The sequence below is a fragment of the Streptomyces silvisoli genome, assembly GCF_029269905.1.
Classification (GTDB): Bacteria; Actinomycetota; Actinomycetes; order Streptomycetales; family Streptomycetaceae; genus Streptantibioticus_A; species Streptantibioticus_A silvisoli_A.
In genome coordinates, this window is record NZ_JARJBC010000010.1 from 1 (window position 1) to 25,609 (window position 25,609).

The window sequence follows — 25,609 nt, forward strand, 5'->3', positions numbered from 1 at the left end:
AGCCGCCACCCCAGCCCCCGCCCCAGCCGCCGCAGCAGCCCCCGCCCCAGCCGCCGCCTCCGCCACGAACGCTGACGGTTGCAACGTGGGTCGGGTGTTGGGGAGCCGCTGACGCGGTGGACAGACCGCCAGCGGTCGCGAACGCACCGGCAGTGAGCATCCCCGTGGCGGCAGCCACGGCGAGACGCCGTATCGGCTTACGCATTGCGCTCTCCTAACTTGTGCGAGCGCGGCGGATTGCCGCTCCTCACCCCCAGGGTGCGTCCACTCCCCACCCACCTACAAGCAAATCACCATAAAACTGCCATAAATTGGAAAATCCTGACGCATCGCCGCCTCGCCATGCCGTCGACTACCGCTCCGTCAACAACGAACCCGCTGGTCAGGGCCGCCCCGCACACCCTCCGGCCGCGAATGGTGCGATGATCGCCGCCACATGTGCCCTGACGCTCCGCATCCCATCGCTCCTCCGCGTAATCGCCGCTGGACAAGGCGGCGCCATGCTGCGTGATACCAGGCGTGATCTCCCGAGCAACTGACGGGATTTGCAGATGGGAATGGGCCACGTGTCGCGTCTCCGCTAGGGGCGGCGAACTCAGGGAGCCTCCTCCGCTCTGGACGGAGTTACGGCCCTGACTACTCGACAAGCCGGTGGCACAACAGTGCGTCACAACGCCGTCGGGTGAATGGCCACCGTTTCAGCACCTCACCACAAGGACTATCGGCTCTAACGTGGACTCTGGGGTGCACTGTGTTGTTCGAGATGTGGCAACGGCTGACCTGCCTGGGTGCGGAAAGGTGTGGTCTTGGCATGAGTCGCGTGGTAGTAGCGGTTGACGGATCCGAAGCCGCCCGCTTGGCCCTGGAGTGGGCAGCGGACGAGGCCGAACGGCGAGGAGCGCCGCTGAAGGTGGTCCACGCCGACCGGTGGGAGCCATACGCGTTCGGCGATGACATCGACGTCGTAACGGGGGCTGGCGAGGCTGCCCGGGAGCTGGTGGCCGAGGAGGCCAGGCGTGCCCTGGCGCGCTGCCCGCAACTTGAAGTTTCCACCGAGGCTATGGGCGAGGAGACCGTCACAGCGCTACTGCGGGAGGGGGCCGCTGCGGACCTGCTGGTACTCGGCTCCCGAGGCCGCGGCGGCTTCGAGGGCATGCTGCTGGGCTCGGTGAGCCTGCGCGTGGTCGGTCGGGCCGACTTCCCCGTGGTGGTGGTACGCGGAGACGGCATCGCCCCCCCGCGGGGCCGGGTGGTGCTGGGGGTGGGTGCGCACTATCCGCCGGGACGTGCCGCCGATTTCGCCCTTGACCAAGCCATCCGCCGCAAGGCCGTACTGGACGTGGTGTACGCGTGGCAGCCGGACCTGGACCTGTCGGGTCTGTCCGTGGTGATGGACAGCGGAACCGCCCAGGAACGGGCACAAGTGCTGCTGGCCGCAGTGACCGCACCGCTGGAACAGGACGCCACTGGCATCCGGGTACGCCCGTGCCCAGTGCCCGGCGCGCCAGCCCCGGCCCTGCTGCACGCCGCAGCCGACGCCGACCTGGTGGTACTCGGCTCGCGTAGACGCCATGGCCAACTGGGGCCGGTCACGCACGCGATGCTCCACCACTCGCCGTGCCCGGTAGCCATCGTTCCCGTCACCTGACAGCCCTGCGGGTGCGAGAAGGTGTGCACATGGGTTCAGGTGACATGCCGGTGCTCTATGGAGGATCCGCCCCGAGTCGGCCTTGATGGGGTATGTCCAGTCGGGTGGCCCAGTCCGCGCCTTGACTGCGGTGGGAAGTTGCGCCCGGATGCCGTCGTTGTCCATGGTCGGAGATGATCCGCCATCGTGACCGCAGGATGATCTAGCTGCTTATCACTCCCATAGCCCGCTCAATGGGACGGGTGGCAGGCGAGCGGCGGGATGACGTTGTGGAGCCGGACTCAGATCCGCTCCTGGCTCCACTGAGCCCTCTCACCGGTAGCCCATCCGCCAGCATGGCCCGAAGATCAGGGTGTCATGTGGCGGGACGGGTGGCGCTGGTGGACCTCGGCCACAGAAAGTCGGCCACAGTGGTGGGGAACCTGAACGATCAGGCGCGCGTATGCCACCTGCACCCCACCGGCGCCGGCCACCGTGCCCAATAAGGCGTCACGGCGCGGAGACTCTCCGGCCGGTGCGGTGGGCTGCTGCCTTGACCGTCGACTCGCCGAAGCGCTTTGCGGCGTCGGCCTGGCGGGACTGCGCGGACTGGTCGGGGTTCTTGCCGGGGCTTGGCGTGCGCTGCCTGGTCCGCGCGCTGAGTGGCCCGGGGACGGCGCTAAGCGGGGCGGTAGGCAGGAGCGTGCGGCGGCCACGGGCCGCCAGCGCGCGGCCCGCGCATGCGGGCCGCCTTGATCCAGTAAAGAAACTTTGAACAGCTCCGCCAGTGCACCGGCCTAGTCCGCCGTCGCGCAGCGCACGGGCGCTGTCGCCCGCTCCCGGCCGTGCTGTCACTCCGCCTCGTTCGGAACTGTGCTTGCGCGGTGCTCGCTGGCCTTGGGTACGGCTGAACGGATGTGTTTCCGCAACGGATTCCACCGGGCGAGTGAGTGCGTGGTCACTGGGGCCCCCGGCTTTCTCCATAGAAGGTGAGGCCCACGGCGCGGCTTTCGTGACGCGGGAGGTGGTTGGCGTGGTCACGGGCAGCTGTCGCCGAACTCTGTCCACAGGCTGGGGATAGCGGGGTGGGTCATGCCTGCGCTGGGTGGTCTTGGACGAGTTTTGGATGTGATGTCACATCGCGGCTTTCGGACCTACTTGATGTAGGTAAGGCCCGCGACATGGCGTCCAGCGGGCTGAGACCGAACGGAAGGAGTGTGGAGTGCAGGAGACCGTGGGCGGGGTGATCCCGTCGTGTGGGACGCGTGAACGGCTCCGGACGCCGATCTGGCACGTAGGTGGCACGACGACGATGACGACGGCGCGGCGGGGGCGCTCGTACCCGGCTGACCTGCGGCGGAGCTGGCGGCCGACCGGGCCGTTAGGAAGCCTGTAAATCTGTCGGCTTACGCCTACGCAGGTTCGAACCCTGCCGCCGCCACACGGAAGAAACGGCCCCTGGCCTGCTGAAGAGCGGGTCGGGGGCCGTTGCGTTTCGGGGTGTGGGGCGTCGCCGGTCGGGCGGCGCGGGTCTCGGGGGAGTGCGGCGGCCACGTACGGGTGAACGTGGTCCGTACTTGATGTGCCGACCGTGGGTGGCGGGGAGACCTGGACGGCAGACTCTGAGGACAGGCGTGGCTTTGCCGGAGATGCGGCATTTGTCGGTTCTCCGGTGCTGAGCGGCGCCGTTGTCAGGCCCACTGCCCCTCTGGAGGTCCTGAGTTGAAGAACCGTCGGATGCCTGCGCGGCGCGCAGCCCTGTTCGGTGCGGCGGCCGCCGCTCTCATGGCTGTGACGCTCGCCCCGCAGCACGCCAGTGCGTCACCCGCCCCCGCCCCGAATCCCGTCTCCGCAGTTCAGGCCGCACATCTGGCCACCACCCTGGTCGCGAAGCTGAAGGGCGCCGCGGCCGGTTCCTACTACGACGCCGCGACGCGGCGGCTCGTGGTCAACGTCCTCGACAACGGCTCCGCCGCCACCGTGCGCGACGCCGGCGCCGTACCGAAGCTGGTGCGCAACTCGCAGGCCCGGCTGGAGGCCGACCGCGCGGTGCTCGACGCCCAGGCCGCCATCCCCGGCACCGCATGGGCCGAGGACCCACGGGTCAACCAGGTGGTGGTGACCGCCGACCGCACGGTCTCGGCCACGGACATGGTGAGGCTGACCGCGGTCGCCAGGTCGCTCGGCGACGGGGTGGCGGTACGCAGAACGTCGGCGCAGCTCAGACCGCTGATCGCGGGCGGCGACGCGATCTGGGGCAGCACCGCGCGCTGCTCGCTCGGGTTCAACGTCGTCAAGGGCGGCCAGCCGTACTTCCTGACCGCCGGGCACTGCGGCAACGCCGTCAGCAGCTGGTCCGCGACCCAGAACGGCCCGCAGATGGCGGTCACCGAGGCGTCCACCTTCCCCGGCCACGACTACGCGCTGGTGCGCTACACCGCCGCTGTCGGCCACCCCAGCGCGGTGGACCTCTACAGCGGCGGAACACAGCCCATCACCCAGTCCGCCGACGCCATCACCGGCGAGTCGGTCCAGCGCAGCGGCTCCACCACCGGTGTGCACTCCGGCCGTGTCACCGGGCTGAACGCCACGGTCAACTACTCGGAAGGCCAGGTCAACGGACTGATCCAGACCGATGTGTGCGCCGAGCCGGGCGACTCCGGCGGTCCGCTGTTCGACGGCGCCAGCGCTCTGGGGCTCACCTCGGGCGGCAGCGGCAGCTGCACCACGGGCGGTGAGACCTTCTACCAGCCGGTACCGCAGGCCCTCCAGGCGTTCGGGGCACAGCTCCCCTGACTCCCGGCCGCGCGCCGTCGCGGTGGACGGCTTTCGCCGCCGCGACGGCGCTAACCGCCGGTCGGTACGCGGGCGGGGGTACGCGGCACCCGGGCGGGCGCTCGGCGGCGTACCGTCCGGCGGCGGTACCACCCGGCGAGTTCCTGGGCGCCCGCCGCGGCGGTGGCGGCCGCCAGCAGCAGGTAGAAGACGACGAGCTTGCGCAGGTCGTCCAGGAAGTACCAGATCGCCGAAGTAGCGGTGAGCCAGAAGGCGACCACCGCGAAGGCGGCGTCACCGCGGACACGGGCCGCGCGGGCGAGGCAGACGGCGGAGGCCATCGCCAGCATCAGGGCGATGCTGGCGTACGAGCTGTCCCACCCGAGGTTCGCCCGCCGTAGCTCGGAGTTGACCGCGACGGCCTCGGCCACCGGCCCCCAGGCGACCACGCAGGACAGCCGGGGTGATACCGGTAGCGCGGCAAGCCCCAACAGGCCCGCCGCCACGGCGACTTGACCGAAGTGCGCGGTCTCCACCGTCTGCGCACGGGCGCACAGGAACGACAGTACGCACCCGACCAGCGCCAACGCACCTGCGCTGGAAGGCCGCAGCGCGTGCCTGAGCCGTTTACCCGCGCTGAACCCGGATTCTCGTACGGGCTTTCGAGGCGTCTCCTGAACAGGTGCCCGCGTCGGTACGGCCGTCTCCTGCTCGGGCGTCGGCACCGGTACGGGCGCCGCCGCCTGGTCGACCGCCTCCGTCAGTGCGGCCCGCATGGACTCCGCGTCGGCGAAACGATCCGCCGGATCCTTGCGCAGCGCCCGTGCGATCACCGCCTCCACCGCCGGCGGCACCTCGGCGCGCAGCCGGGAGACCGGCACCGGCTCGGCGTACACATGCTGGTGCATCACGGCGAACGGCGAGTCGGCCCGGAACGGCGGTGCCCCGGTGAGCAGTTCGTACAGCAGGCAACCCATGGCGTACAGGTCCGCCCGGTGGTCGATCTCGCCGCCGCTGATCTGCTCGGGTGAGAGGTACGCGGGCGTGCCGGGCGCGGCGCCGCTGCCCGTGAGCCGGGTGGCGGCCTCGGTGAGCGCCTTGGCGATGCCGAAGTCGAGGACCTTCACCGTGGTGGGGCCGGTGAGCATGATGTTCGACGGCTTGATGTCCCGGTGCACGATGCCGTGTTGATGGCTGTGCCCCAGGGCGTCGAGCACCTCGCCGGCCAGGGTGATCGCCCGGCTGATCGGGAGCGGCCCGGCGCGCAGCGCCTCGGCGAGGGTGCCGCCCGGCACGAACTCCATCACCAGGTACGGCCGCGGACCCTCGGAGCCCGGTTCCTCCCCGACGTCGTGGATGGTGGCCACCGCGGAGTGGTTCAGCGCCGCCACGGCGTGCGCCTCGCGCTGGAACCTCGCCCGCGACTCCGGGTGGTGGGCCAGCTCCGCGGACATCAGCTTGATGGCCACCGTGCGCCGCAGCCGGTGGTCCACGGCACGGTGGACCGTGCCCATGCCGCCCTGACCGAGCCGCTCGACCAGCTCGTAGCGCCCGCCGAGCATCGCGTCCCGCCCCACCCGCTCCTCCTCGCTCCAGCGGCTTTGCGTGCAGCTTACGTTGCGTTCGAGTGGCGCCCGGAGGCACGCCGCGGGGTGCGGACATGGCACCGCCCCCGGCCGATGAATCCGGTCGGGGGCGGTGGTTTACCAGCGGATGACGTGGTTAATGCGCCGGGCTGCACTGGTAGAGGGTCTGCGCCGCGTTGGCCTCACCCATGCCGGGGAACCCGTTCGTGGCCGCCGCGGACGACTGCGTTCCGCCGTAGGCCGAGGCCGGTACCGGAGTGCAGCCGGACTTGACCCAGTTGGTGATCTGGGTGGTGCTCGTCGTACCGGCGTCGCTGTTGCCGAACATCGCGCCGATGCCCCGGCCGCTTCCGCTGACCAGCACGTACTTGAGCTTGCCGGAGTTCACCAGCTGCTGGAACTGGCTCTCGGTGGGGAACGGCACCTGGCCGGTGAAGCCGCCCAGCGGAAGCACGTCGGCGCCCTTGGCGAGGATGTACGGAGAGGCGCTGCTCCAGCTGGTGGTGGCGAACACGTACTGCGCGGAACCGCGGTGGGCGGTCGTGTAGTCCAGCAACTTCTGCTGCTGCGCGGTCAGTTGGCCGCTGCTGTCGCCGAATCCGCCCATGCCGCCGCCGTGCGTCGCGCGCTTGCCGGGGGCGCCGCCCGCCGCGCCGCCCCAAGGCAGCTGGCCCATCCGGCCACCCGCCAGCTTCGACTGGCCGTGGCCGCCGCCTCCGTGGCCCGTGCCGGACGGACCGACCGAGCCCATGCCGGAGCTGCCGTACGACGGGTTGAACACCTGCACCGCCCACGCGCTGGGCGCGAACAGCACCGCCGCCAGCGACGCGGCGAGACCCGCGAGGGCGAGCCGCCCACCGGACCGCACGCCGCCCGGGCGGGCCAGGACGAGCAGCACGACGGCGGCCACCGCGAGCACGCCCACGGCCGGCGCCAGCCATGGCAGGAAGGTCGGGAATCCGCTGGCTATGTAGGCACCCCATGCGGCCGTCGCGGCGACCGCGCCGGGCAGCACCCAGGCGCGACGGCCACCGGCCCGGAACGCGCGCCACAGCAGCGTCATCCCACCACCGGCGAGCGCCGCGAGCGGCACCGCGATCACGCCCATGTAGTACGTGTGGCCGCCGACGCTGCCCGCGCTGAAGACCAGGAAGTACGTGGCCAGCCAGGTGCCCCACATGACGAAGCCGATGCGGATCCGGTCCGTACGGGGCTTGCCGCGGCGCCACCACAGGCCGCAGACGACGGCGATGGCGGCCAGCGGGTAGAGCCAGCCGGTCTGCGAGGCGAGCGAGGAGCCGAACATCTTCGACCAGCCGTTCTGGTCGCCGCCCCAGCCGCCGCCTCCGCCGCCGCCACGGCCCTGCTGGCCCCCGTGCCCGGCGGCCGACTGCTGCCCGGCCGACTGCTGAGCGGCACCCCCGGTCCCCTGCCAGGAACCGGAACCGGAAGCCGAACCGGAACCGGAACCGAAGCGCTGGCCCGAGGCGGAGGCGCCGTTGAAGCCGCCCTGACGGTGGTGGGCGCCGGAACCGTGGTGGCCCGCGCCCGAGTGCTGGCCCATGCCTGAGGTGCCGGGCAGGCCGGGCGCGGTCACCCCGGACTGGCCGCCGCCGCGGCCGGCGCCGGACTGGCCGCCTGCGCCCTGGGCCGCGTTCTGGCCCGCGCCGGGGGCGCCGGTCGCGCCGTGCTGGCCGCCGCCGTGGCCGCCGCCCTGTGTGGCGCTGATGCTGCCGGTTGAGGCGGCGCTGATGCCCAGTGACGAGAAGCGGTTCAGGAAGTTGTAGCCCACGACCATGCTGAAAGCGGAGTTGTTCGTGGTGCCGTCCACATAGGGCCGGTCCTTGGCCGGGGTGAGGGTGACGGCGAGCATCCACGAGCAGGAGACCGCGGCCATCACGAGGGCGGACAGTCCGATGTGCGCCAGCCGCTTCCGCAGCGCGATCGGCGCCGAGATCAGATACACCAGCGCCAGCGCGGGCAGCACCGCCCACGCCTCCAGCATCTTGGACTGGAAGCCGATGCCGACCCAGACGCCCGCCATCACCAGCGGACGCAGCCGGCCCGCCTCCGCGGCCCGCTGGGTGGCCTCCGCCGCCAGCAGCACGCACAGGGTGAACAGCGGGTCCTCCACCGCGGTGCGGAACAGCCCCACGGCGACCGGCGTGACCAGGAAGGCCGTGCTGGCGATCAGCGCCGCGTTGACGCCGGCCCAGCGGCGGACCACCCGGTAAAGCACCAGGAGGCTGGCCACCCCCTCAATTACCTGAGGAAGCGTCAGCGCCCAGGGATGAAATCCGAAGATGCGGGCCGAAATGGCTTGCGGCCACAGGAATCCAGGCAATTTATCCAGCGTGATGGAATTGCCGGGATCGAAGGAGCCGTAGAAGAACGCCTTCCAGCTCTCGGTCATGCTGCGCGCGGCGTTCGCGTAGAACGTGTGGTACTGGCTGTGATTGATCCCCCACGCGTAGAGCACGGCGGCGAGCACGGTGATAACCAGCAGAGCCGGCCGCGCGTACGCGGGTTGGTCCACCGGCGATCTCCAGGGCGCGCGCCGGTCCGCGCCGGTGGGGACGGTCGGGTCGAGGACTGTTGTAGCCATGTACGGCAGTCTTCGTCACCCGCGGGCGTCCTCTATGCCAATGCGGCCGTATTCAAGGAACTTCTCATCGGGCCAAGAAGAAGCTTTGAAAAGACGTGGGGCTGCCTTTAACCGGCATCCGGCGTTCATTACACATCGCGAACATTTCGGTACGCCGGGTAGATGCACAGCAAATGCACAGGGAATCCATGGAGAAGGTCAGCGCGCGGCCGCCGCCTTGACCGCCTCCGCGATCGGCACCGGGCCGCCTATCAGCTCCAGGGTGCGGCCCGCCGTACGCGGCTCGTCCAGCAGCGCGGCCAGTACCGCCGCCACGTCGTCCCTGGGCACCGAGCCGGGACCGGTCCGTTCCGCGAGCGTGACATGGCCGGTCCCGGGATCGTCGGTGAGCCGGCCGGGGCGCAGCACGGTCCAGTCCAGGCCGGGCCTGGACCGTACGTCGTCGTCGGCCGCCGCCTTGGCCCGCAGGTACTCGGCGAAGACCAGGTCGGTTCCCGGGGGTGGCTCGCTGTCGGCGCCCATCGAGGAGACGATCAGATAGCGGGGTACCCCGGCCCGCTCCGCCGCGTCCGCGAACAGTACGGCCGCCGCGTGGTCCACCGTCCACTTGCGGGCCGCGCCGCTGCCCGGCCCGGCGCCCGCGGCGAACACCGCGGCGTCGGCGCCTCGCAGATGAGCGGCCACCTCCTCGACGTCGGCCCGCTCCAGGTCGCAGACGACCGGATCGGCGCCGTTCGCCCGCAGGTCCTCGGCGTGGTCGGGATTGCGGATGATCCCGGCCACGCTGTCACCGCGCGCGGCCAGCAGGCGCTCCAGCCGCTGCGCGATCTTGCCATGTCCACCAGCGATCACGATGCGCATACTCACGACCGTACGCCCGGCCACCGACACCCGCCGCCGGAGCGAAGGCCCTTGTGCGCAAGACCAGTTCAGGCCGGGGTGCCGCCGCTGCGCGACTGCCTGGGCAGATCGAGTGCCGCCGTGGTCGCGCAGTCCGCGTACTCGCGCACCGCGCTGGTGCGCGAGACCACCCGGCCCCGGTGGATGACGATCCGGCTGTACCCGAGCGACAGCACCGCGTCGATCCGCTGCCCGCGCACCGCCAGCAGCTCCGCCGGAAAGCCCGCCTCGACCCGTACCTCGGGCAGTCCCAGCACCTCGCGCGCCCGCCCGCTCACCGCCTCGTACGCGGCCTGTGCCCCGCACTCGCCGTACGAGGCCAGCAGGAAGGCGGCCTCCAGTGGATCGCCCCGGCCGACCGGATTGGCCGCGTCCCGCAGCGCGCCGCCACCCGCGGTGACCCGTACCCCCGCGGCGCGCAACAGGCGTGCGACCCCCGGCGCGTAGCCGCTGGAAGCGCTGCCGGCGAGCGCCCCGCAACCGCCCTGCGGCAGGCAGGCCACCGAGATCCCGGCGGCGGCGAGCCGGGCGGCGGCCCGCTCGGCCGCCTCGCGCGGCAGCGCGGCGAGACCGGTGCACGGTCCGATGGTCACCCCGGGCCGCAGCCCGCCCGCCATCGCCGCCAGCCGCGCCAGCCGGGCCGGATCGCCGCCCTCGGTGTGCAGGTCGACCGCGCAGCCGAACTCGGCGGCCACCCCGAGCACCGCCTCCACGTAGCCGGTCGGATCGGGGTCCAGGTCCGGGCAGCCGCCGACCACGCCGGCGCCGGTCTTCACGGCGTCCCGCAGTACCGCGAGACCCTCCGCGCCCGCCGTGCCGGTGAGCACCCGGGGCATCGCCACCGCGGTCAGCTCGACCAGGCCGCGCAGCGCCCGCCGGGACTCCAGGACGGCCTCCAGGGCGGTGAGGCCGCGCAGGTCGCCGACCCGCACATGGGTGCGCAAGGCGGTGGCACCATGGCCGAGTTGCAGCAGTGCGGCCTCGGTGACCCGGCGCTGTACGTCCTGCTGCGCCTCGCTCGGCGGTCCGGGGCAGTCGGCGGTGAGGGCCGAGTCCAGGTGCGCGTGCGGCTCGGCGGGGGCGGGCAGCAGCAGATAGCCGGCGAGGTCCACCCGGGTGCCGCCGGTGGCGTCCGGCGCGGCCAGGCTGCCCGCCGTGCCGACCGCCTCGATCCGGCCACCGCTGAGCCGTACGTCCACCACCCGCCCGTCGCCCAGCCGGGCGCCGCTGAGCAGCAGGGCGGGCGCGCGATCGTCCGGGGCGTCGTCGGTTTCCGGCCTTCCCTGGGGTTTGGGCTGGTGCGGCTGCGACGGCACGCTCTCGGTCATCGCGCTCCTCGGGTGGGGGGCGGCGGGTCGGTGCGAAAGATCACGCGGAGTAACTGCGCAAGATCACGCGGCATGAGCCTATGGGCCGTGAAGCGGCCGATCGCGCAGGAGGGGAATAGTCGTACCGGCGCTGTCGTACACGTTCGGCGTGCGTGTCGAGGAGCCGCTGGTGGGACACCGTTCGCCCACGGGGTGCGGGTGGTCTCGCGGGGCACCGGTGACGGGGCGGCGACGGGTGGGGAGACGACAGGTTGTGGGGGCTCGATACGGATTTCACGTATCGCGGCGGAGCGTGTAATGTCTTCCTCGCTCGCCCCAATAGCTCAGTCGGCAGAGCGTCTCCATGGTAAGGAGAAGGTCTACGGTTCGATTCCGTATTGGGGCTCTGATGTGACGGCTGTCCCCGCCTCTGGCGGGGGGAACCGTTCATCACAGCGGCGTAGCTCAGTCGGTAGAGCAAGCGGCTCATAATCGCTGTGTCACCGGTTCAAGTCCGGTCGCCGCTACCCTGTGTAGCCGATTGCGGGATCGGTCCTTCAATCGGCTACTCTTGCTGCGTTAAATCCATCCGTCCGTCAAGGAGCACTCACGTGGCTGCCACCGACGTCCGCCCGAAGATCACGCTGGCCTGCGTGGAGTGCAAGGAGCGGAACTACATCACCAAGAAGAACCGGCGCAACGACCCGGACCGTCTTGAGATGAAGAAGCACTGCCCGCGCTGCAACGCGCACACCGCGCACCGCGAGACGCGCTGACCCAAGCACCACCGTAAGGCCGCCCCCATGCCCGGGGGCGGCCTTACGGCGTTGAGCCGGTCCGAGCGCTCGCGCCACCGGCCGTACCGGACCGCACACCGGAGCACTGGAGGTGCCGATGCCGCTCGACCCGTCCTACGTCGGGCGTACGTACCCGCCCACCGAGGCATACGAGGTGGGCCGGGAGAAGATCCGCGAGTTCGCCGAGGCGGTGGGCGACGCCAACCCCGCGTACTACGACGCCGACGCGGCCCGGGCGCTCGGGCACCCCGATGTGATCGCGCCGCCGACCTTCCCGTTCGCGTTGACCTACCGGGCCGCCGCCCAGGTGGTCAACGACCCCGATCTGAGGCTGGACTTCAGCCGGGTCGTGCACGGCGACCAGAAGTTCGCCTACACCCGCCCGGTGCGGGCCGGTGACCGGCTCTCGGTGACGGTGAGCATCGAGGCGATCAAGTCGATGGCGGGCAACGACTTCCTGACGGTGCGCGGCGAGGTGTACGACGCGGACGGCGAGCACGTGGTGACGTCGCTGATGATGCTGGTCGTGCGCGCGGTCGAGGCGGAGTCCGCCGAGCAGAAGGTGGGGGGCTGACGTGGCCGCGAAGGTGCGTTACGACGAGGTCGAGGCCGGAACCGAACTGCCGCCGCTGACCATCCCGGTGACCCGCGCGACCCTGGTGCAGTACGCGGGCGCGTCCGGCGACTTCAACCCGATCCACTGGAACGAGAAGTTCGCCAGGGAGGTCGGGCTGCCGGACGTGATCGCGCACGGCATGTTCACCATGGCGTCGGCGGCCCGGGTGGTCACCGACTGGGTGGGGGACCCGGGGGCGCTGGTCGAGTACGGGGTGCGGTTCACCAAGCCGGTCGTGGTGCCCAACGACGACAAGGGCGCGCTGATCGAGGTCCGCGGCAAGGTCGCGGCGAAGCTGGACGACGAGGAGCGCACCGTGCGCGTCGAGCTGACCGTGACGGCCGCCGGGCAGAAGGTGCTGGGGCAGTCGCGGGCCGTCGTCCGGCTCGGCTGACGGAGCGCCTCCCGCGCGGGCTGGGATGGCCCGGGGGCGAAGTACCGGGCCCCACCGCGCGGGCGGCGCATGCCGCTTGACGCGGAAGTTATTGAGTACTAACTTAGTCCGCATGGTGAACTCGGGACCCAGGATGTCGGCCGAGGAGCGGCGCGAGAGCGTCATCCGCGCGGCCGTCGTCGAGTTCGCCCGCACCGGCTACCACGGCACCTCGACCGAGGCGATCGCCCGCCGGGTGGGCGTCTCCCAGCCGTACCTCTTCCGCCTCTTCCCCGGTAAGCAGGCGCTGTTCCGCGCCGCCGCCGAACGCTGCTTCGACCGCACCGCGGAGACCTTCGAGGCGGCGGCGGCCGGGATGTCCGGGGCGGAGGCGCTGGAGGCGATGGGGGAGGCGTACTCCCTGCTGATCCGCGACCGGGACGTGCTGATGCTCCAGATGCAGCTGTACACGGCGGCGGCCTCGGCCGAGGACCCGGAACTGGCCGACTTCATCCGGCGGCGCTGGACCGGGCTGTGGGACATCGTCCGCGGCCGCACCGGCGCCAGTGACGAGGAGCTGACCGGTTTCTTCGGGCACGGCATGTTGATCAACACCCTGCTGGCGCTCGGCATCCCGGTCGAGGACCGCTGCTGGAACGGCTTCGACGGCGCCTGCAAGGTGGCCGCCGCGGAGGTTTACGCGCAACAGCGCTGAGCCGAGGCCCTCCCTGTCGGGAGGGCTTTTTCATCACCGGACAGCTTAGTGACTGCTAACTAAACTCAGGGGGAACCCATGGCACAACCAGGCACGTCCAGGGCCACCGCCATATGGGCACTGGTCGTCACCAGCGTCGCCGGATTCATGGCGGCGCTCGACAACCTCGTGGTCACCACGGCACTGCCCTCGATCCGCAAGGACCTCGGCGGCGGGCTCACCGACCTGGAGTGGACGGTGAGCGCCTACACGCTCACCTTCGCCGTACTGCTGATGTTCGGCGCCGCGCTCGGCGACCGCTTCGGACGCCGCCGGATGTTCGCCATCGGCCTCACGGTCTTCACCGCCGCCTCCGCCGCAGCCGCGCTGGCGCCCGGCATGGGGGAGCTGATCGCCGCCCGGGCGGTACAGGGCGTCGGGGCGGCGATGCTGCTGCCGCTCACCCTCACCCTGCTCTCGGCGGCCGTTCCGGCCGAGCGGCGCGGTACCGCGTTCGGCATCTGGGGCGCCGTCAACGGCCTCGCGGTGGCCACCGGCCCGCTGATCGGCGGCACCCTCACCGAGCACTTCTCCTGGCAGTGGATCTTCTGGCTGAACGTCCCGATCGGCCTGCTCCTGCTGCCGCTGGCGCTGCTGCGGCTGGGCGAGAGCCGCGGTCCCAACCCGCGGCTCGACCTGCCCGGCACCGTGCTCGCCAGCGCCGGCCTGTTCGGCATCGTCTACGGGCTGGTGCGCAGCCAGCCGGACGGTTGGACCAGCACCCCCGTGCTGACCGGGCTGATCGCCGGGCCGCTGGTACTGGCCGCGTTCGTCTGGTACGAACTGCGCGCCGCCAACCCGATGTTGCCGATGCGGCTGTTCCGCAGCCGGGCCTTCAGCACCATCAACGTGGCGAGCCTGCTGATGTTCGTCGGCATGTTCGGATCGATCTTCCTGCTCAGCCAGTTCATGCAGGGCGTACAGGGCTACACGCCGGTCGAGGCCGGGGTGCGGATGCTGCCGTGGACCGGCATGCCGATGATCGTCGCTCCGCTCGCCGGGTTCGTCTCCGACCGGATCGGCGGCCGTCCCGTCGTCGCCGTCGGACTGGCCCTACAGGCGGTCGGCTTGGCCCTCTTCGCACTCGTCGCCGCCACAAACGTGTCGTACGCCACGCTGATACCGGCGCTCGTGGTGAGCGGCACGGGGATGGCGCTGTACTTCGCGCCCAGCTCCAACCTCGTCATGAGCAGCGTCCGACCCGACGAGCAGGGGATCGCCTCCGGCGCGAACAACGCGATGCGGGAGGTGGGCGGCTCGCTGGGGGTCGCCGTGCTGTCCTCCGTCTTCTCCTCCCAGGGCGGCTACACGTCCGCGCAGTCCTTTGTGGACGGCCTGACCCCCGCGCTGTGGGTGGGTGCGGCAGCGGTGGCGGTGGCCGCGGCGGTGGTGGCGCTTCCGGCGAGCCCGCGCCGGCGCGCGGTTGATCTGCCCAGCCACCCGCCGGTAACCGTCTCCTGACCGCCCGGGGGCCTTTCCCGCCCGCCCTTTCGCCGGGCACCCCGGCCCACCACCAGCCGCGCGCAGGGCAGGCGAGGGCCGAGGGCAAGCGGGTGGGCCGGTGGGAGAGAACCCCGCCCCCTTAATGTGGTGGGGTGCAGGTAACCCACGACACCCCCCTGGCCCCCCTCACCACCTTCCGGCTGGGCGGCCCCGCCGCCCGCCTGGTGACGGCAACCACCGACGAAGAGGTGATCGAGACCGTCCGCGCCGCGGACGAGTCCCGTACGCCCCTGCTGGTCATCGCGGGCGGCAGCAACCTCGTCATCGGCGACGACGGCTTCGACGGTGTCGTCCTGCGCATCGCCACCAAGGGCCTGGTCCTCAACGGCGCGGATCTGGAGCTGGCCGCCGGTGAGAACTGGTCGGAGGCCGTCGCCCGCACCGTGGAGGCGGGCCTCGCCGGTGTGGAGTGCCTGGCCGGAATCCCCGGCTCCGCGGGCGCCACGCCCATCCAGAACGTCGGAGCGTACGGGCAGGAGGTCGCCTCGACGATCACTGAGGTGATCGCCTACGACCGGGCCGCACGCGAGACGGTGTCGCTGGCCAACGAGGAGTGCGGCTTCGACTACCGGCACAGCCGTTTCAAGGCCGACCCGCAGCGCTACGTGGTGCTGCGGGTGCGCTACCGGCTGGAGGACGCGGGCGGGCTGTCCGCGCCGATCCGGTACGCCGAGGTGGCCAGCGCCCTGGGCGTCGCCCAGGGCGAGCGGGCCCCCGCGGCGCAGGCCCGTGACACGGTGCTGAAGCTGCGCGCGGGCAAGGGCATGGTGCTGGACCCCGAGGACCACGACACCTGGTCGGCCGGGTCGTTCTTCACCAATCCCGTCCTCGACCAGCGCACGTACGAGGAGTTCCTGGACCGGGTGCGGGCCCGGCTCGGCGACGACGTACGCCCGCCCGCCTATCCGGCGGGCGGCGGCCACACCAAGACCTCGGCCGCCTGGCTCATCGACAAGGCCGGGTTCACCAAGGGCTACGGCACCGGCCCGGCCCGCATCTCCAGCAAGCACACGCTGGCGCTCACCAACCGCGGCGCCGCCACCACCGAGGACCTGCTCGCGCTGGCCCGTGAGGTCAGGGACGGGGTGCGGGACACCTTCGGGGTGACGCTCGTGAATGAACCGGTTATGGTCGGCGTCCGTCTGTGAAACGGGGCGGACCATGGTGAGCCCGCCGGTCTCGCCCCGGTAACCGTCGACGAGGCACTCATGAGATTCTCATCCCAACGCCGACAGGCGGGCAGATGGGGAGGACGAGACACGTGCGGAACGCGGGTACGGCCGCTGACGCGGCCCAGGACGCGGCACATATCGGACGTATCGGTCTCGGGCCGGTGCGGTGGCACCACGCGGTACTGACGCTGTGGACCGCGTGCTGGTTCTTCGTGGCCACCCGGCACGGCGGAGTTTCCTGGCACTACCTCAAGCAGGGCGAGCAACTGCTGTTCGGCCAGGTGGGCGGCGGCGGCCTGGCGCTGTACGCCAACCACCCCGAGTTGCAGATCGGCCCGGTCAGCTTCCTGGCCGCCGGGCTGTTCGCACCGTTCCCCGCCGGCGTGGGCGAGAAGCTCGCCGAGGCCGCCATGTCGGGCCTCGGCCTGTGGATGGTGGTGCTGATCGGACGCGCCGCCGCCGATCACTACCTGGGCACCGGGACCAACCACAAGCGGCTGCAGCAGCGGGTGCTGATCGCCGGGGCCGCGTTCATCCCGATGTGGGTCGAGGTCTCGGTGCGCTTCGCCCACCTCGACGACGTGCTGGCGCTGTTCTTCACCACGCTCGCGGTACGGTCCCTGGTCCGCGGCCAGGCCACCGCGACCGGTGTCTTCCTCGCCCTCGCCTGCGACTCCAAGCCGTGGGCGGTGGCGTTCCTGCCGCTGCTGCTGGCGCTGCCGAAGCAGACCTGGCTGCGGTCGGCCGCCTGGACGGTCGGACTGGTGGCGATCGCCTGGCTGCCGTTCTACCTCGGCAACATGCACACCATGGCGGCCGCCCACTTCACCATCCCCAACCAGGCCGCCTCCTCGCTGCGCTGGCTCGGCGGCAACGATCCCGTCACCCCGTGGTGGGACCGGCCCGCGCAGATGGCGCTGGGCCTCGGGCTGGGCGCGCTGGCGGTGCGCAGGGGGCGCTGGCCCGCGGTGGTGCTGCTGGCGGCCGACGCGCGGATCGTGCTCGACCCCAGCGTGTACACGTACTACAACGCCTCGGTGCTGCTGGGCACCCTGATCTGGGATGCCATCGGGCAGCGCCGCCTGGTGCCGTGGGTGAGCTGGATCGCGCTGATCTCGCTGTACGGCAGCGTGCTGATCGTGCCGTCGGACTCCGCCCGGGGCCTGATCAGGCTCGCCTTCGCGGTCGGCTCGGCGGCTTACGTGCTGCTGTGGCCGATGCGGGAGCCGCGCAATCGGCGCGGCGGCAATCGGCGTACGGCGGGCACCGTGCCCCAGCAGCGCAGCCCGGTCGACGAGCACCTCCACCCGCTGTACGCCAACCCGGCGGGCTGACCCGCCCGTTGGGGACGGGCGCCTATGACGCCAGCCACTCCTTGACGCCCGACAGCAGGCGCTCCTGGACCTCCCGCGGCGCCCTTGAGCCGCGTACCGACTGGCTCGCCAGGTCGGCCAGCTGCTCGTCGGTGAAACCGTGCGCGGAGCGGGCGAGTTCGTACTGGGCGGCCAGCCGGGAGCCGAACAGCAGCGGGTCGTCCGCGCCCAGCGCTACCGGGACGCCCGCCTCGTAGAGCGTCCGCAGCGGTACGTCCCGCTGGTTCGCGTAGACGCCCAGGGCCACGTTGGACGACGGGCACACCTCACAGGTGATCTGCCGTTCCGCGAGCCTGGCCAGCAGCCGTGGGTCCTCGGCGGCCCGTACGCCGTGGCCGATGCGCTCGGCGCGCAGGTCGTCCAGGCAGTCCCGCACGCTGTACGGCCCGGCCAGCTCGCCGCCGTGCGGCGCCGCCAGCAGCCCGCCGTCCCGCGCGATGGCGAAGGCGCGGTCGAAGTCCCTTGCCAGGCCGCGCCGCTCGTCGTTGCTCAGCCCGAAGCCGACCACCCCGCGGTCCGCGTACCGTACCGCGAGGCGGGCCAGGGTACGGGCGTCCAGCGGGTGCTTCGTACGGTTGGCGGCGACCAGCACCGCCATGCCGAGGCCGGTCTCCCGCGAGGCCGTCTCCACCGCGTCCAGGATGATCTCCAGGGCCGGGATCAGGCCGCCCAGCCGGGGGGCGTACGAGGTGGGGTCGACCTGGATCTCCAGCCAGCCGGAGCCTTCCCGTACGTCCTCCTCGGCGGCCTCGCGGACCAGCCGCTGGATGTCCTCGGGACTGCGCAGCACAGAGCGCGCGATGTCGTACAGCCGCTGGAAGCGGAACCAGCCGCGCTCATCGGTGGCGCGCAGCTTGGGCGGCTCCGCCGCGGTGAGGGCGTCAGGCAGGTGGACGCCGTACTTGTCGGCGAGCTCCAGCAGGGTGCCGGGTCGCATGGAGCCGGTGAAGTGGAGGTGCAGGTGTGCCTTCGGCAGTTGGGATACGTCGCGCGCCATCCCAGGATCCTGCCGCAGCGGCCACCGCCGGGGGAACCGTTTTGCCGATTTCGGGGGCTTCGCCCGCTCCGCCCCCCGGGCGGATGCGACCCGGGGGCCGGTGGTGCCCACCCTCCCCCCGGCTACCGCTGGGAGTACCCCGACCCCGCGGGGCTGCCGCCCACAAGCGGGGCGGGCGGGACGGGTGGGCGTAACCGTGTCAGTCGCGGGCCTCGCCCAGGAGCTTCTGCACGCGGGAGATGCCCTCCACCAGGTCCTCGTCGCCCAGGGCGTAGGACAGGCGCAGGTAGCCGGGGGTGCCGAAGGCCTCACCGGGGACCACCGCGACCTCGACCTCTTCCAGGATCAGGGCCGCCAGGTCGACCGAGGTCTGCGGGCGCTTGCCGCGGATCTCCTTGCCGAGCAGGCCCTTGACCGACGGGTACGCGTAGAACGCGCCCTCCGGCTCCGGGCAGACGACGCCGTTGATCTCGTTGAGCATCCGCACCATCGTCCGGCGCCGCCGGTCGAAGGCCTCGCGCATCGTCGCGACCGCGTCCAGGTCACCGGAGACCGCCGCCAGCGCGGCGACCTGTGCGACGTTGGACACGTTCGAGGTGGCGTGCGACTGCAGGTTGGTGGCCGCCTTGACGACGTCCTTCGGGCCGATCAGCCAGCCGACCCGCCAACCGGTCATCGCGTAGGTCTTGGCGACGCCGTTGACCACGATGCACTTGTCCCGCAGCTCGGGGACGACCACCGGCAGCGACGAGAACCGCGCCTCGCCGTACACCAGGTGCTCGTAGATCTCGTCGGTGAGGACCCACAGGCCCTTCTCGGCGGCCCAGCGGCCGATCTCCTCGACCTGCTCGCGCGAGTAGACCGCGCCGGTCGGGTTCGAGGGCGAGACGAACAGCAGCACCTTGGTGTTCGGGGTGCGGGCCGCCTCCAGTTGCTCGACGCTGACCCGGTAGCCAGTGGTCTCGTCGGCCACCACCTCCACCGGAACGCCGCCGGACAGCCGGATCGACTCCGGGTAGGTGGTCCAGTACGGCGTCGGGACGATCACCTCGTCGCCCGGGTCCAGGATCGCGGCGAAGGCCTCGTAGATCGCCTGCTTGCCGCCGTTGGTGACCAGCACCTGGGAGGCGTCGACCTCGTAACCGGAGTCGCGCAGGGTCTTGGCGGCGATGGCCTGCCTGAGCTCGGGCAGGCCGCCCGCGGGGCTGTAGCGGTGGTACTTGGGGTCGTGGCAGGCCTTGGCCGCCGCGTCGACGATGTAGTCGGGCGTCGGGAAGTCCGGCTCGCCCGCGCCGAATCCGATGACCGGGCGTCCGGCGGCCTTGAGCGCCTTCGCCTTGGCGTCCACGGCGAGGGTCGCGGACTCGGAGATCGCGCCGATGCGGGCCGAGACCCGTCGGTCGGTGGGAGACGTTTCGGGGGAAGTAGCGGTCATGGCTGCCATCGTCGCAGACCGGTACCGGGGGTGGCACGGTGGTTTCGGATGGGCCCGTCAACTCGTGCGGCGGCGGTGCCGACGGTGGCCGGAACGACCCGCTCGGCCTTGCTCGTTCGACGGCCGGGCCCTGAACACGTACACTCATCCCTCGTGACCTCCGAGGGCAGACCCGGGCCGCGCACTCTGTGCGGTGGTTCGGGTGCGGTACGTTGGGGGAACCAAAGGGTCGTAGCTCAATTGGTAGAGCACTGGTCTCCAAAACCAGCGGTTGGGGGTTCAAGTCCCTCCGGCCCTGCTACACGCATTCATCACCAGGGTGCGTGCACGTACGTACGTAAGAACGCACCTGGCCGGGCCGGACGCGGCGCGGCCATGACCCGGATTCAGGTGAGGACCGAGTGACGGAAGCCATTGGCTCCACTGGCTCCACCGCGACGCCTGAAAGTGGTCGGCCCACGGACGCCACCGAAGGCGCTCTGGACTCGCAGGCGAAGAAGAAGCGCGGCGGCAAGCGCGGCAAGAAGGGCCCCTTCGCGCGTATGGGCCTGTTCTACCGGCAGGTCATCGCCGAACTGCGCAAGGTCGTCTGGCCCAGCCGCAGCGACCTCATGTCGTACACCACCGTGGTGATCGCCTTCGTTGCTGTGATGATCGGCATCGTGACTGTGATTGACTGGGGATTTACCGAACTCATTAAGTACGTCTTCGGTTAACAACCCCGCGGAGGGCGCCCGAGCGGGGCGCCTGTTCGCATGTTCAACCCTTTGAAGTCAGGAAGAAGCAGCCATCGTGTCTGACCCGAACCTGTACGACGCCGATGAGACCGCAGCGGCGGCGAAGGCCGACGTTGACGCTGCCGTTTCGGCCGAGGTCGAGGGCGACGACACCGAACGCGAGATCGTCGAGGCGGTCGACGAGACCGACGAGCTCGACGCCGAGGACGCGGAAGCCGGTGTGCCCGCCGAAGAGGCCGCGCTGCACGAGGTAGCTGACGAGGAGATCGCCGAGGAGCCGGTCGACCCGGTCGCCGCGTTCCGCGAGGAGCTCCGCAGCCAGCCCGGCGAGTGGTACGTCATCCACACCTACGCCGGCTACGAGAACCGCGTGAAGTCCAACCTGGAGCAGCGTGCCGTCTCGCTGAACGTCGAGGACTACATCTACCAGGCCGAGGTGCCGCAGGAAGAAGTCGTCCAGATCAAGAACGGCGACCGCCGTACCGTGAAGCAGAACAAGCTCCCCGGTTACGTGCTGGTCCGCATGGACCTGACCAACGAGTCCTGGGGCGTCGTCCGCAACACCCCCGGTGTCACCGGCTTCGTGGGCAACGCCTACGACCCGTACCCGCTGACCCTGGACGAGGTCGTCAAGATGCTCGCGCCGGAGGTCGAGGAGCAGGCCGCCGCGACCGCCGAGGGCGGCGAGGCCGCGCCGAAGAAGAAGGTCGAGGTCCAGGTGCTGGACTTCGAGGTCGGCGACTCCGTGACGGTGACCGACGGCCCGTTCGCGACCCTCCAGGCGACGATCAACGAGATCAACGCCGACTCCAAGAAGGTCAAGGGCCTGGTGGAGATCTTCGGCCGGGAGACCCCGGTCGAGCTGTCCTTCGACCAGATCCAGAAGAACTGAGGTAGGGCGCGGGGGGATCGTCCCCCATGCCCTGTGGGGCCCGAGGCATCGCCTCGGGCCCCAATTTCCTGTTTCGCCGGGCTACCCGTTATCGTGGCTCGGTATGCCTGTCAGCAGGCATAAACACTCTCGACTAGGACCCGGAGAGAGCAATGCCTCCCAAGAAGAAGAAGGTCACGGGGCTGATCAAGCTCCAGATCCAGGCTGGTGCGGCCAACCCGGCTCCGCCGGTCGGCCCCGCGCTGGGTCAGCACGGCGTCAACATCATGGAGTTCTGCAAGGCCTACAACGCCGCGACCGAGTCGCAGCGTGGCATGGTCGTGCCGGTGGAGATCACGGTCTACGAAGACCGCTCCTTCACCTTCATCACCAAGACTCCGCCGGCCGCCAAGCTGATCCTCAAGGCCGCGGGTGTGGACAAGGGCTCCGGCGAGCCGCACAAGACCAAGGTCGCGAAGATCACCCGCGCCCAGGTCCGCGACATCGCCACCACCAAGATGCCCGACCTGAACGCCAACGACCTGGACGCCGCCGAGAAGATCATCCTCGGCACCGCCCGTTCCATGGGCGTCACGGTCGAGGGCTGATCGACCACTCGTAGGTCTTCCGTGGCAGGGCCAGCGCTGGCCCGTACCACGACTCCCATTAACTCGTAGGAGCAGCAGTGAAGCGCAGCAAGAACCTCAAGGCTGCGGACGCCAAGATCGACCGGGAGCGGCTGTACGCCCCGCTTGAGGCCGTCCGTCTCGCCAAGGAGACCTCCACCACCAAGTTCGACTCGACCGTCGAGGTCGCCATGCGTCTGGGCGTTGACCCGCGCAAGGCCGACCAGATGGTCCGCGGCACCGTGAACCTTCCGCACGGCACCGGTAAGACCGCCCGGGTCCTGGTCTTCGCGACCGGTGACCGTGCTGCGGCCGCGGAAGCCGCGGGCGCCGACATCGTCGGCTCCGACGAACTGATCGACGAGGTCGCCAAGGGCCGCCTGGACTTCGACGCCGTCGTCGCCACCCCGGACCTGATGGGCAAGGTCGGCCGCCTGGGCCGGGTGCTCGGTCCGCGTGGTCTGATGCCGAACCCGAAGACCGGCACCGTGACGCCGGACGTGGCCAAGGCCGTGACCGACATCAAGGGCGGCAAGATCGAGTTCCGCGTCGACAAGCACTCGAACCTGCACTTCATCATCGGCAAGGCGTCGTTCGGTGAGCAGCAGCTGGTCGAGAACTACGCCGCGGCGCTGGACGAGATCCTCCGTCTGAAGCCGTCGGCCGCCAAGGGCCGCTACATCAAGAAGGCCGCCATCAGCACCACGATGGGCCCCGGCGTTCCGGTCGACCCGAACCGCACCCGTAACCTCCTCGCCGAGGAGGACGCCGCCGCCGTCTGATCCGCGGCGCACCGCTTCCGGACCCCCGGTCACCCGTGTCACCACGGGCGACCGGGGGTCCGGTCGTGTTGTCAGTGGCATGCGCTAGCGTTCTTGCCGCACATCGATCATGGGGGAGAAGCAGCATGCGCAGCACCCAACTACGCAACGCCGCCACGGCAGTTGCCGTCGTCGCCGCACTGGGCACCGTCTCGGCCTGCGGCGGCGGCAAGTCCAACACCGGCGCCCGGCAGGCCGGTGCGCCGTCCGGCGGCCAGCAGCAGCCGGTGATCGCCTCGGCCATCAGCGACCTGCTGAAGGTCAAGAGCAGCACGGACAAGGCCCATTCAGCCAAGGTGGACGCCGAGATCGACCAGGGGCAGTTGGGTAAGACGCACCAGTCGGGTGCGGTGGACTGGTCGGACGGCTACCAAGGCGACGTGACGATCACCCCGGAGGGGGGCTCGGTCGCGGGCGCCATGGGCATGAACGAGGCTCGATACACCAAGGACGCCCTGTACATGCGGATGGGCGGCAAGTCGGGCGGCGACCACTGGCTGCAGTACCCCTACGCCGAGTTGGACAAGCAGGGCGCCAACGGCAAGGCCATACGCCAGCAGATGCAGAGCGGCAGCCCCAACCAGACGGTGCTGATGCTGATCGCCAGCGGCGACGTCAAGGTGGTCGGCAAGGAGACCGTCCGCGGAGTCGAGACGACGCACTACTCGGGCCTGGTGGACGCCGGGAAGCTCGCCGCGGACACCACTCCCGGCCTGAGCCGGACCGAGCAGAACCAGTTGAAGCAGCAGCTGCACGACGACGGGGTGACCTCCGACCAGATCGACATCTGGGTCAACGGGGACAACCTGCTGGTGAAGAAGCTTGAGCAGGTGCACACCCCGACGTCCAACATCCGGCAGGAGATCTACTACTCCGACTACGGGGTGAAGGTGAACGTCACCCCGCCCCCGGCATCGCAGACCACCGACGTCGCCGACATCACCAAGCAGGCGCAGAACCTCGGGAACTGACCGGGGCCCCCGCCGGGAGGCGATTTGCCTCCCGGAGCGGCACTCGCGTACTCTCATCCAGAAGCCAGAGACCGCTGGTCGTCGTCGTGCCCATATCCGGGCATGGTGACCGAAGGATCCGCTAGATGCGGACGGCCCGCGCAGGTGTGTTTGAGGACCAGCTCCCGGACCATGTCCGGTCGAGCCACGCCCCGTGCGCCCCTGCGCCGGGGCGTTTGTACGTTCGAAGCCCCTTCCGTGCGGTCCGCAATCACCCGGAAGGAGGCCGAGGCTCATGGCGAGGCCCGACAAGGCTGCCGCGGTTGCCGAGCTGACGGACAAGTTCCGCAACTCCAACGCCGCTGTGCTCACCGAGTACACCGGTCTCACCGTGGCGCAGCTCAGGCAGCTGCGTCGTTCGCTCGGTGAGGACGCCCAGTACAGCGTGGCCAAGAACACGCTGACCAAGATCGCGGCCAACGAGGCCGGGATCACCACGCTCGACGACCTGTTCATGGGTTCGACGGCGATCACCTTCGTCACCGGTGACCCGGTGACGTCGGCGAAGACGCTTCGTGACTTCGCCAAGGACAACCCCGCGCTCGTGATCAAGGGCGGTGTCCTTGAGGGCAAGGCGCTGTCCGCCGACGAGATCAAGAAGCTCGCGGACCTCGAGTCCCGCGAGGTGCTGCTCAGCAAGCTGGCCGGTGCCATGAAGGGCAAGCAGTCCCAGGCTGCCTCCCTCTTCCAGGCGCTGCCGTCGAAGCTCGTCCGCACCGTGGACGCGCTGCGCGCCAAGCAGGCCGAGCAGGGCGGTGCCGAGTAATTCGGCTCGCGCATTGACCAGCGCCGCCCGAGCGCGCTGGTCGTAGCGGGCCGCACGCCCGCCGACATGTACATCCGGCACCTGCCGACTTAGTGGAAGGACCCGCCATCATGGCGAAGCTGACCAAGGACGAGCTGCTGTCGCAGTTCGAGGAGATGACCCTCATCGAGCTGGCCGAGTTCGTCTCCGCCTTCGAGGAGAAGTTCGACGTCACCGCCGCCGCTGCCGCGCCCGTCGTCATGGCTGGCGGTGCCGCCGGTGGCGCCGAGGCCGCGCAGGAGGAGGAGAAGGACGAGTTCGACGTCATCCTCACCGGCGCCGGCGACAAGAAGATCCAGGTCATCAAGGTCGTGCGTGAGCTGACCTCGCTCGGCCTGAAGGAGGCCAAGGACCTGGTCGACGGCACCCCGAAGCCGGTCCTGGAGAAGGCCACCAAGGAGGCCGCGGACAAGGCTGCCGAGGCCCTCAAGGCCGCTGGCGCCTCCGTCGAGGTCAAGTAAGGCCCAACACGGCGCAGGCCGTGTGTGCCCCTTTCGAGGGGCTGATCAGCCGCAGGGCGGCCACCCTTTCGGGTGGCCGCCCTGCGGTCTTCCGCTCGACGGGCACCTGGTTCCGCGCCGTTGTCGGCGGACCCGGGTATGGTGATCTTCGCTGGTTCGCCGAGTCCCGCCGCGAGGGTCCGTCGTGGGGTCCGATGTGAGGATCTCCGAGGGGCGGGGGCCTTGACGAACCGGACGCAGCGCGCAATTCTCAGGACGCGTCGTGATGTCGGTCCGGGTGTCGAGGCATGGATCGCGGACGATGCGGGAATGACTGAGGTCGAGCGCAGCACCCAGCAGGACCCAGACAGGATCCAAGTAGGCGGGATCCAAGGAGTAGTGCCCGGCCACGGCCGGGCCTATGGATGACGAGGGGGAGAAGATTCGGTCTCCGAATCTCTGCTCTGGACATCAGTGTG

The 25,609-nt window shown here is 70.5% G+C and carries 22 protein-coding genes, 3 tRNA genes and 1 pseudogene; 19 read left to right on the forward strand and 7 right to left on the reverse strand.

Going from position 1 to position 25,609, the window contains the following annotated elements; all coding sequences use genetic code 11:
* Nucleotides 1–205, reverse strand: a pseudogene (locus tag P3G67_RS17360) (ABC transporter permease); the annotation flags it as partial.
* Between the two features lie 606 nt (nucleotides 206–811).
* On the opposite strand from P3G67_RS17360, the gene P3G67_RS17365 reads away from it, so the two are divergent.
* Nucleotides 812–1,648 carry a universal stress protein gene (locus tag P3G67_RS17365; RefSeq protein ID WP_276094290.1) on the forward strand — a complete coding sequence of 279 codons (837 nt, stop codon included), beginning with the start codon at nucleotides 812–814 and terminating at the stop codon, nucleotides 1,646–1,648.
* A gap of 1,701 nt (nucleotides 1,649–3,349) precedes the next feature.
* Nucleotides 3,350–4,423 (forward strand): S1 family peptidase, encoded by a 1,074-nt coding sequence (locus tag P3G67_RS17370; protein WP_449343253.1) that lies wholly within the window; start codon nucleotides 3,350–3,352, stop codon nucleotides 4,421–4,423.
* Between the two features lie 50 nt (nucleotides 4,424–4,473).
* Here P3G67_RS17370 and P3G67_RS17375 read toward each other — a convergent pair whose 3' ends face one another.
* From P3G67_RS17375 to P3G67_RS17390, 4 genes are all read right to left on the reverse strand, one after another.
* The gene (locus P3G67_RS17375) at nucleotides 4,474–5,979 is read right to left on the reverse strand and encodes a protein kinase domain-containing protein (protein ID WP_276094292.1); all 1,506 of its coding nucleotides are present in this window, start codon (nucleotides 5,977–5,979) and stop codon (nucleotides 4,474–4,476) included.
* Nucleotides 5,980–6,124: 145 nt separating this feature from the next.
* A complete protein-coding gene (locus P3G67_RS17380) occupies nucleotides 6,125–8,593 on the reverse strand; it encodes an ArnT family glycosyltransferase (RefSeq protein WP_276094293.1) in 2,469 nt (822 codons plus the stop codon).
* Between the two features lie 198 nt (nucleotides 8,594–8,791).
* Nucleotides 8,792–9,454: an SDR family oxidoreductase gene (locus P3G67_RS17385; RefSeq protein WP_276094294.1), complete on the reverse strand. Its 663-nt coding sequence runs from the start codon at nucleotides 9,452–9,454 to the stop codon at nucleotides 8,792–8,794.
* A gap of 68 nt (nucleotides 9,455–9,522) precedes the next feature.
* Nucleotides 9,523–10,821: a hydrolase gene (locus P3G67_RS17390; RefSeq protein ID WP_276094295.1), complete on the reverse strand. Its 1,299-nt coding sequence runs from the start codon at nucleotides 10,819–10,821 to the stop codon at nucleotides 9,523–9,525.
* 312 nt (nucleotides 10,822–11,133) lie between these two features.
* Between P3G67_RS17390 and P3G67_RS17395 the strand changes: the two genes are divergently transcribed.
* From P3G67_RS17395 to P3G67_RS17435, 9 genes are all read left to right on the forward strand, one after another.
* A tRNA-Thr gene (locus tag P3G67_RS17395) sits at nucleotides 11,134–11,206 on the forward strand.
* Between the two features lie 48 nt (nucleotides 11,207–11,254).
* A tRNA-Met gene (locus tag P3G67_RS17400) sits at nucleotides 11,255–11,327 on the forward strand.
* An 84-nt stretch (nucleotides 11,328–11,411) separates the two neighbouring features.
* Nucleotides 11,412–11,576: a 50S ribosomal protein L33 gene (gene rpmG / locus P3G67_RS17405; protein WP_004571794.1), complete on the forward strand. Its 165-nt coding sequence runs from the start codon at nucleotides 11,412–11,414 to the stop codon at nucleotides 11,574–11,576.
* Nucleotides 11,577–11,694: 118 nt separating this feature from the next.
* On the forward strand, nucleotides 11,695–12,171 hold the full coding sequence (locus P3G67_RS17410; RefSeq protein ID WP_276094296.1) for a MaoC family dehydratase N-terminal domain-containing protein: 477 nt from the start codon (nucleotides 11,695–11,697) through the stop codon (nucleotides 12,169–12,171).
* 1 nt (nucleotide 12,172) lies between these two features.
* Nucleotides 12,173–12,607, forward strand: a complete 435-nt coding sequence (locus tag P3G67_RS17415; protein ID WP_269853759.1) for a MaoC family dehydratase — start codon at nucleotides 12,173–12,175, stop codon at nucleotides 12,605–12,607.
* 112 nt (nucleotides 12,608–12,719) lie between these two features.
* A complete protein-coding gene (locus P3G67_RS17420) occupies nucleotides 12,720–13,301 on the forward strand; it encodes a TetR/AcrR family transcriptional regulator (protein WP_391858280.1) in 582 nt (193 codons plus the stop codon).
* A gap of 78 nt (nucleotides 13,302–13,379) precedes the next feature.
* Entirely contained in the window at nucleotides 13,380–14,801 is a 1,422-nt protein-coding gene (locus P3G67_RS17425) for an MFS transporter (protein WP_276094297.1), read from the forward strand.
* Nucleotides 14,802–14,935: 134 nt separating this feature from the next.
* The gene (locus P3G67_RS17430) at nucleotides 14,936–15,991 is read left to right on the forward strand and encodes a UDP-N-acetylmuramate dehydrogenase (RefSeq protein WP_276094298.1); all 1,056 of its coding nucleotides are present in this window, start codon (nucleotides 14,936–14,938) and stop codon (nucleotides 15,989–15,991) included.
* Between the two features lie 113 nt (nucleotides 15,992–16,104).
* The gene (locus tag P3G67_RS17435; RefSeq protein WP_269853755.1) at nucleotides 16,105–17,349 is read left to right on the forward strand and encodes a hypothetical protein; all 1,245 of its coding nucleotides are present in this window, start codon (nucleotides 16,105–16,107) and stop codon (nucleotides 17,347–17,349) included.
* A gap of 22 nt (nucleotides 17,350–17,371) precedes the next feature.
* Here P3G67_RS17435 and P3G67_RS17440 read toward each other — a convergent pair whose 3' ends face one another.
* Together P3G67_RS17440 and P3G67_RS17445 are read right to left on the reverse strand one after the other, a co-directional pair.
* Nucleotides 17,372–18,385, reverse strand: a complete 1,014-nt coding sequence (locus P3G67_RS17440; protein ID WP_276094299.1) for an adenosine deaminase — start codon at nucleotides 18,383–18,385, stop codon at nucleotides 17,372–17,374.
* Nucleotides 18,386–18,584: 199 nt separating this feature from the next.
* Nucleotides 18,585–19,820, reverse strand: coding sequence for a pyridoxal phosphate-dependent aminotransferase (locus tag P3G67_RS17445; RefSeq protein WP_276094300.1), 1,236 nt, complete (start codon nucleotides 19,818–19,820; stop codon nucleotides 18,585–18,587).
* Between the two features lie 225 nt (nucleotides 19,821–20,045).
* On the opposite strand from P3G67_RS17445, the gene P3G67_RS17450 reads away from it, so the two are divergent.
* From P3G67_RS17450 to rplL, 8 genes are all read left to right on the forward strand, one after another.
* Nucleotides 20,046–20,118, forward strand: a tRNA-Trp gene (locus P3G67_RS17450).
* A 103-nt stretch (nucleotides 20,119–20,221) separates the two neighbouring features.
* The gene (gene secE, locus P3G67_RS17455) at nucleotides 20,222–20,536 is read left to right on the forward strand and encodes a preprotein translocase subunit SecE (protein ID WP_391858281.1); all 315 of its coding nucleotides are present in this window, start codon (nucleotides 20,222–20,224) and stop codon (nucleotides 20,534–20,536) included.
* Nucleotides 20,537–20,612: 76 nt separating this feature from the next.
* A complete protein-coding gene (gene nusG / locus P3G67_RS17460) occupies nucleotides 20,613–21,449 on the forward strand; it encodes a transcription termination/antitermination protein NusG (protein ID WP_269853752.1) in 837 nt (278 codons plus the stop codon).
* A 152-nt stretch (nucleotides 21,450–21,601) separates the two neighbouring features.
* Nucleotides 21,602–22,036, forward strand: coding sequence for a 50S ribosomal protein L11 (rplK, locus tag P3G67_RS17465; RefSeq protein ID WP_269853751.1), 435 nt, complete (start codon nucleotides 21,602–21,604; stop codon nucleotides 22,034–22,036).
* A 77-nt stretch (nucleotides 22,037–22,113) separates the two neighbouring features.
* Entirely contained in the window at nucleotides 22,114–22,836 is a 723-nt protein-coding gene (rplA, locus tag P3G67_RS17470) for a 50S ribosomal protein L1 (RefSeq protein ID WP_269853750.1), read from the forward strand.
* Nucleotides 22,837–22,961: 125 nt separating this feature from the next.
* Complete coding sequence (locus P3G67_RS17475) at nucleotides 22,962–23,846, forward strand: hypothetical protein (protein ID WP_276094301.1); 885 nt, start codon at nucleotides 22,962–22,964, stop codon at nucleotides 23,844–23,846.
* Nucleotides 23,847–24,120: 274 nt separating this feature from the next.
* Nucleotides 24,121–24,651 carry a 50S ribosomal protein L10 gene (rplJ, locus tag P3G67_RS17480; protein WP_269853748.1) on the forward strand — a complete coding sequence of 177 codons (531 nt, stop codon included), beginning with the start codon at nucleotides 24,121–24,123 and terminating at the stop codon, nucleotides 24,649–24,651.
* 110 nt (nucleotides 24,652–24,761) lie between these two features.
* On the forward strand, nucleotides 24,762–25,151 hold the full coding sequence (gene rplL, locus P3G67_RS17485) for a 50S ribosomal protein L7/L12 (RefSeq protein ID WP_269853747.1): 390 nt from the start codon (nucleotides 24,762–24,764) through the stop codon (nucleotides 25,149–25,151).
* Nucleotides 25,152–25,609: the final 458 nt, after the last annotated feature.

Excerpts from the sequence above, each read along its gene's own strand:
- P3G67_RS17410 (WP_276094296.1), top strand. The coding sequence starts at position 11,695 with ATGCCGCTCGACCCGTCCTACGTCGGGCGTACGTACCCGCCCACCGAG.
- P3G67_RS17380 (WP_276094293.1), bottom strand. The coding sequence starts at position 8,593 with ATGGCTACAACAGTCCTCGACCCGACCGTCCCCACCGGCGCGGACCGG.
- rplJ (WP_269853748.1), top strand. The coding sequence starts at position 24,121 with ATGGCGAGGCCCGACAAGGCTGCCGCGGTTGCCGAGCTGACGGACAAG.
- P3G67_RS17440 (WP_276094299.1), bottom strand. The coding sequence starts at position 18,385 with ATGGCGCGCGACGTATCCCAACTGCCGAAGGCACACCTGCACCTCCAC.
- P3G67_RS17420 (WP_391858280.1), top strand. The coding sequence starts at position 12,720 with ATGGTGAACTCGGGACCCAGGATGTCGGCCGAGGAGCGGCGCGAGAGC.
- P3G67_RS17390 (WP_276094295.1), bottom strand. The coding sequence starts at position 10,821 with ATGACCGAGAGCGTGCCGTCGCAGCCGCACCAGCCCAAACCCCAGGGA.
- rplK (WP_269853751.1), top strand. The coding sequence starts at position 21,602 with ATGCCTCCCAAGAAGAAGAAGGTCACGGGGCTGATCAAGCTCCAGATC.
- P3G67_RS17425 (WP_276094297.1), top strand. The coding sequence starts at position 13,380 with ATGGCACAACCAGGCACGTCCAGGGCCACCGCCATATGGGCACTGGTC.
- P3G67_RS17475 (WP_276094301.1), top strand. The coding sequence starts at position 22,962 with ATGCGCAGCACCCAACTACGCAACGCCGCCACGGCAGTTGCCGTCGTC.
- P3G67_RS17365 (WP_276094290.1), top strand. The coding sequence starts at position 812 with ATGAGTCGCGTGGTAGTAGCGGTTGACGGATCCGAAGCCGCCCGCTTG.
- rplL (WP_269853747.1), top strand. The coding sequence starts at position 24,762 with ATGGCGAAGCTGACCAAGGACGAGCTGCTGTCGCAGTTCGAGGAGATG.
- P3G67_RS17445 (WP_276094300.1), bottom strand. The coding sequence starts at position 19,820 with ATGACCGCTACTTCCCCCGAAACGTCTCCCACCGACCGACGGGTCTCG.
- P3G67_RS17385 (WP_276094294.1), bottom strand. The coding sequence starts at position 9,454 with ATGCGCATCGTGATCGCTGGTGGACATGGCAAGATCGCGCAGCGGCTG.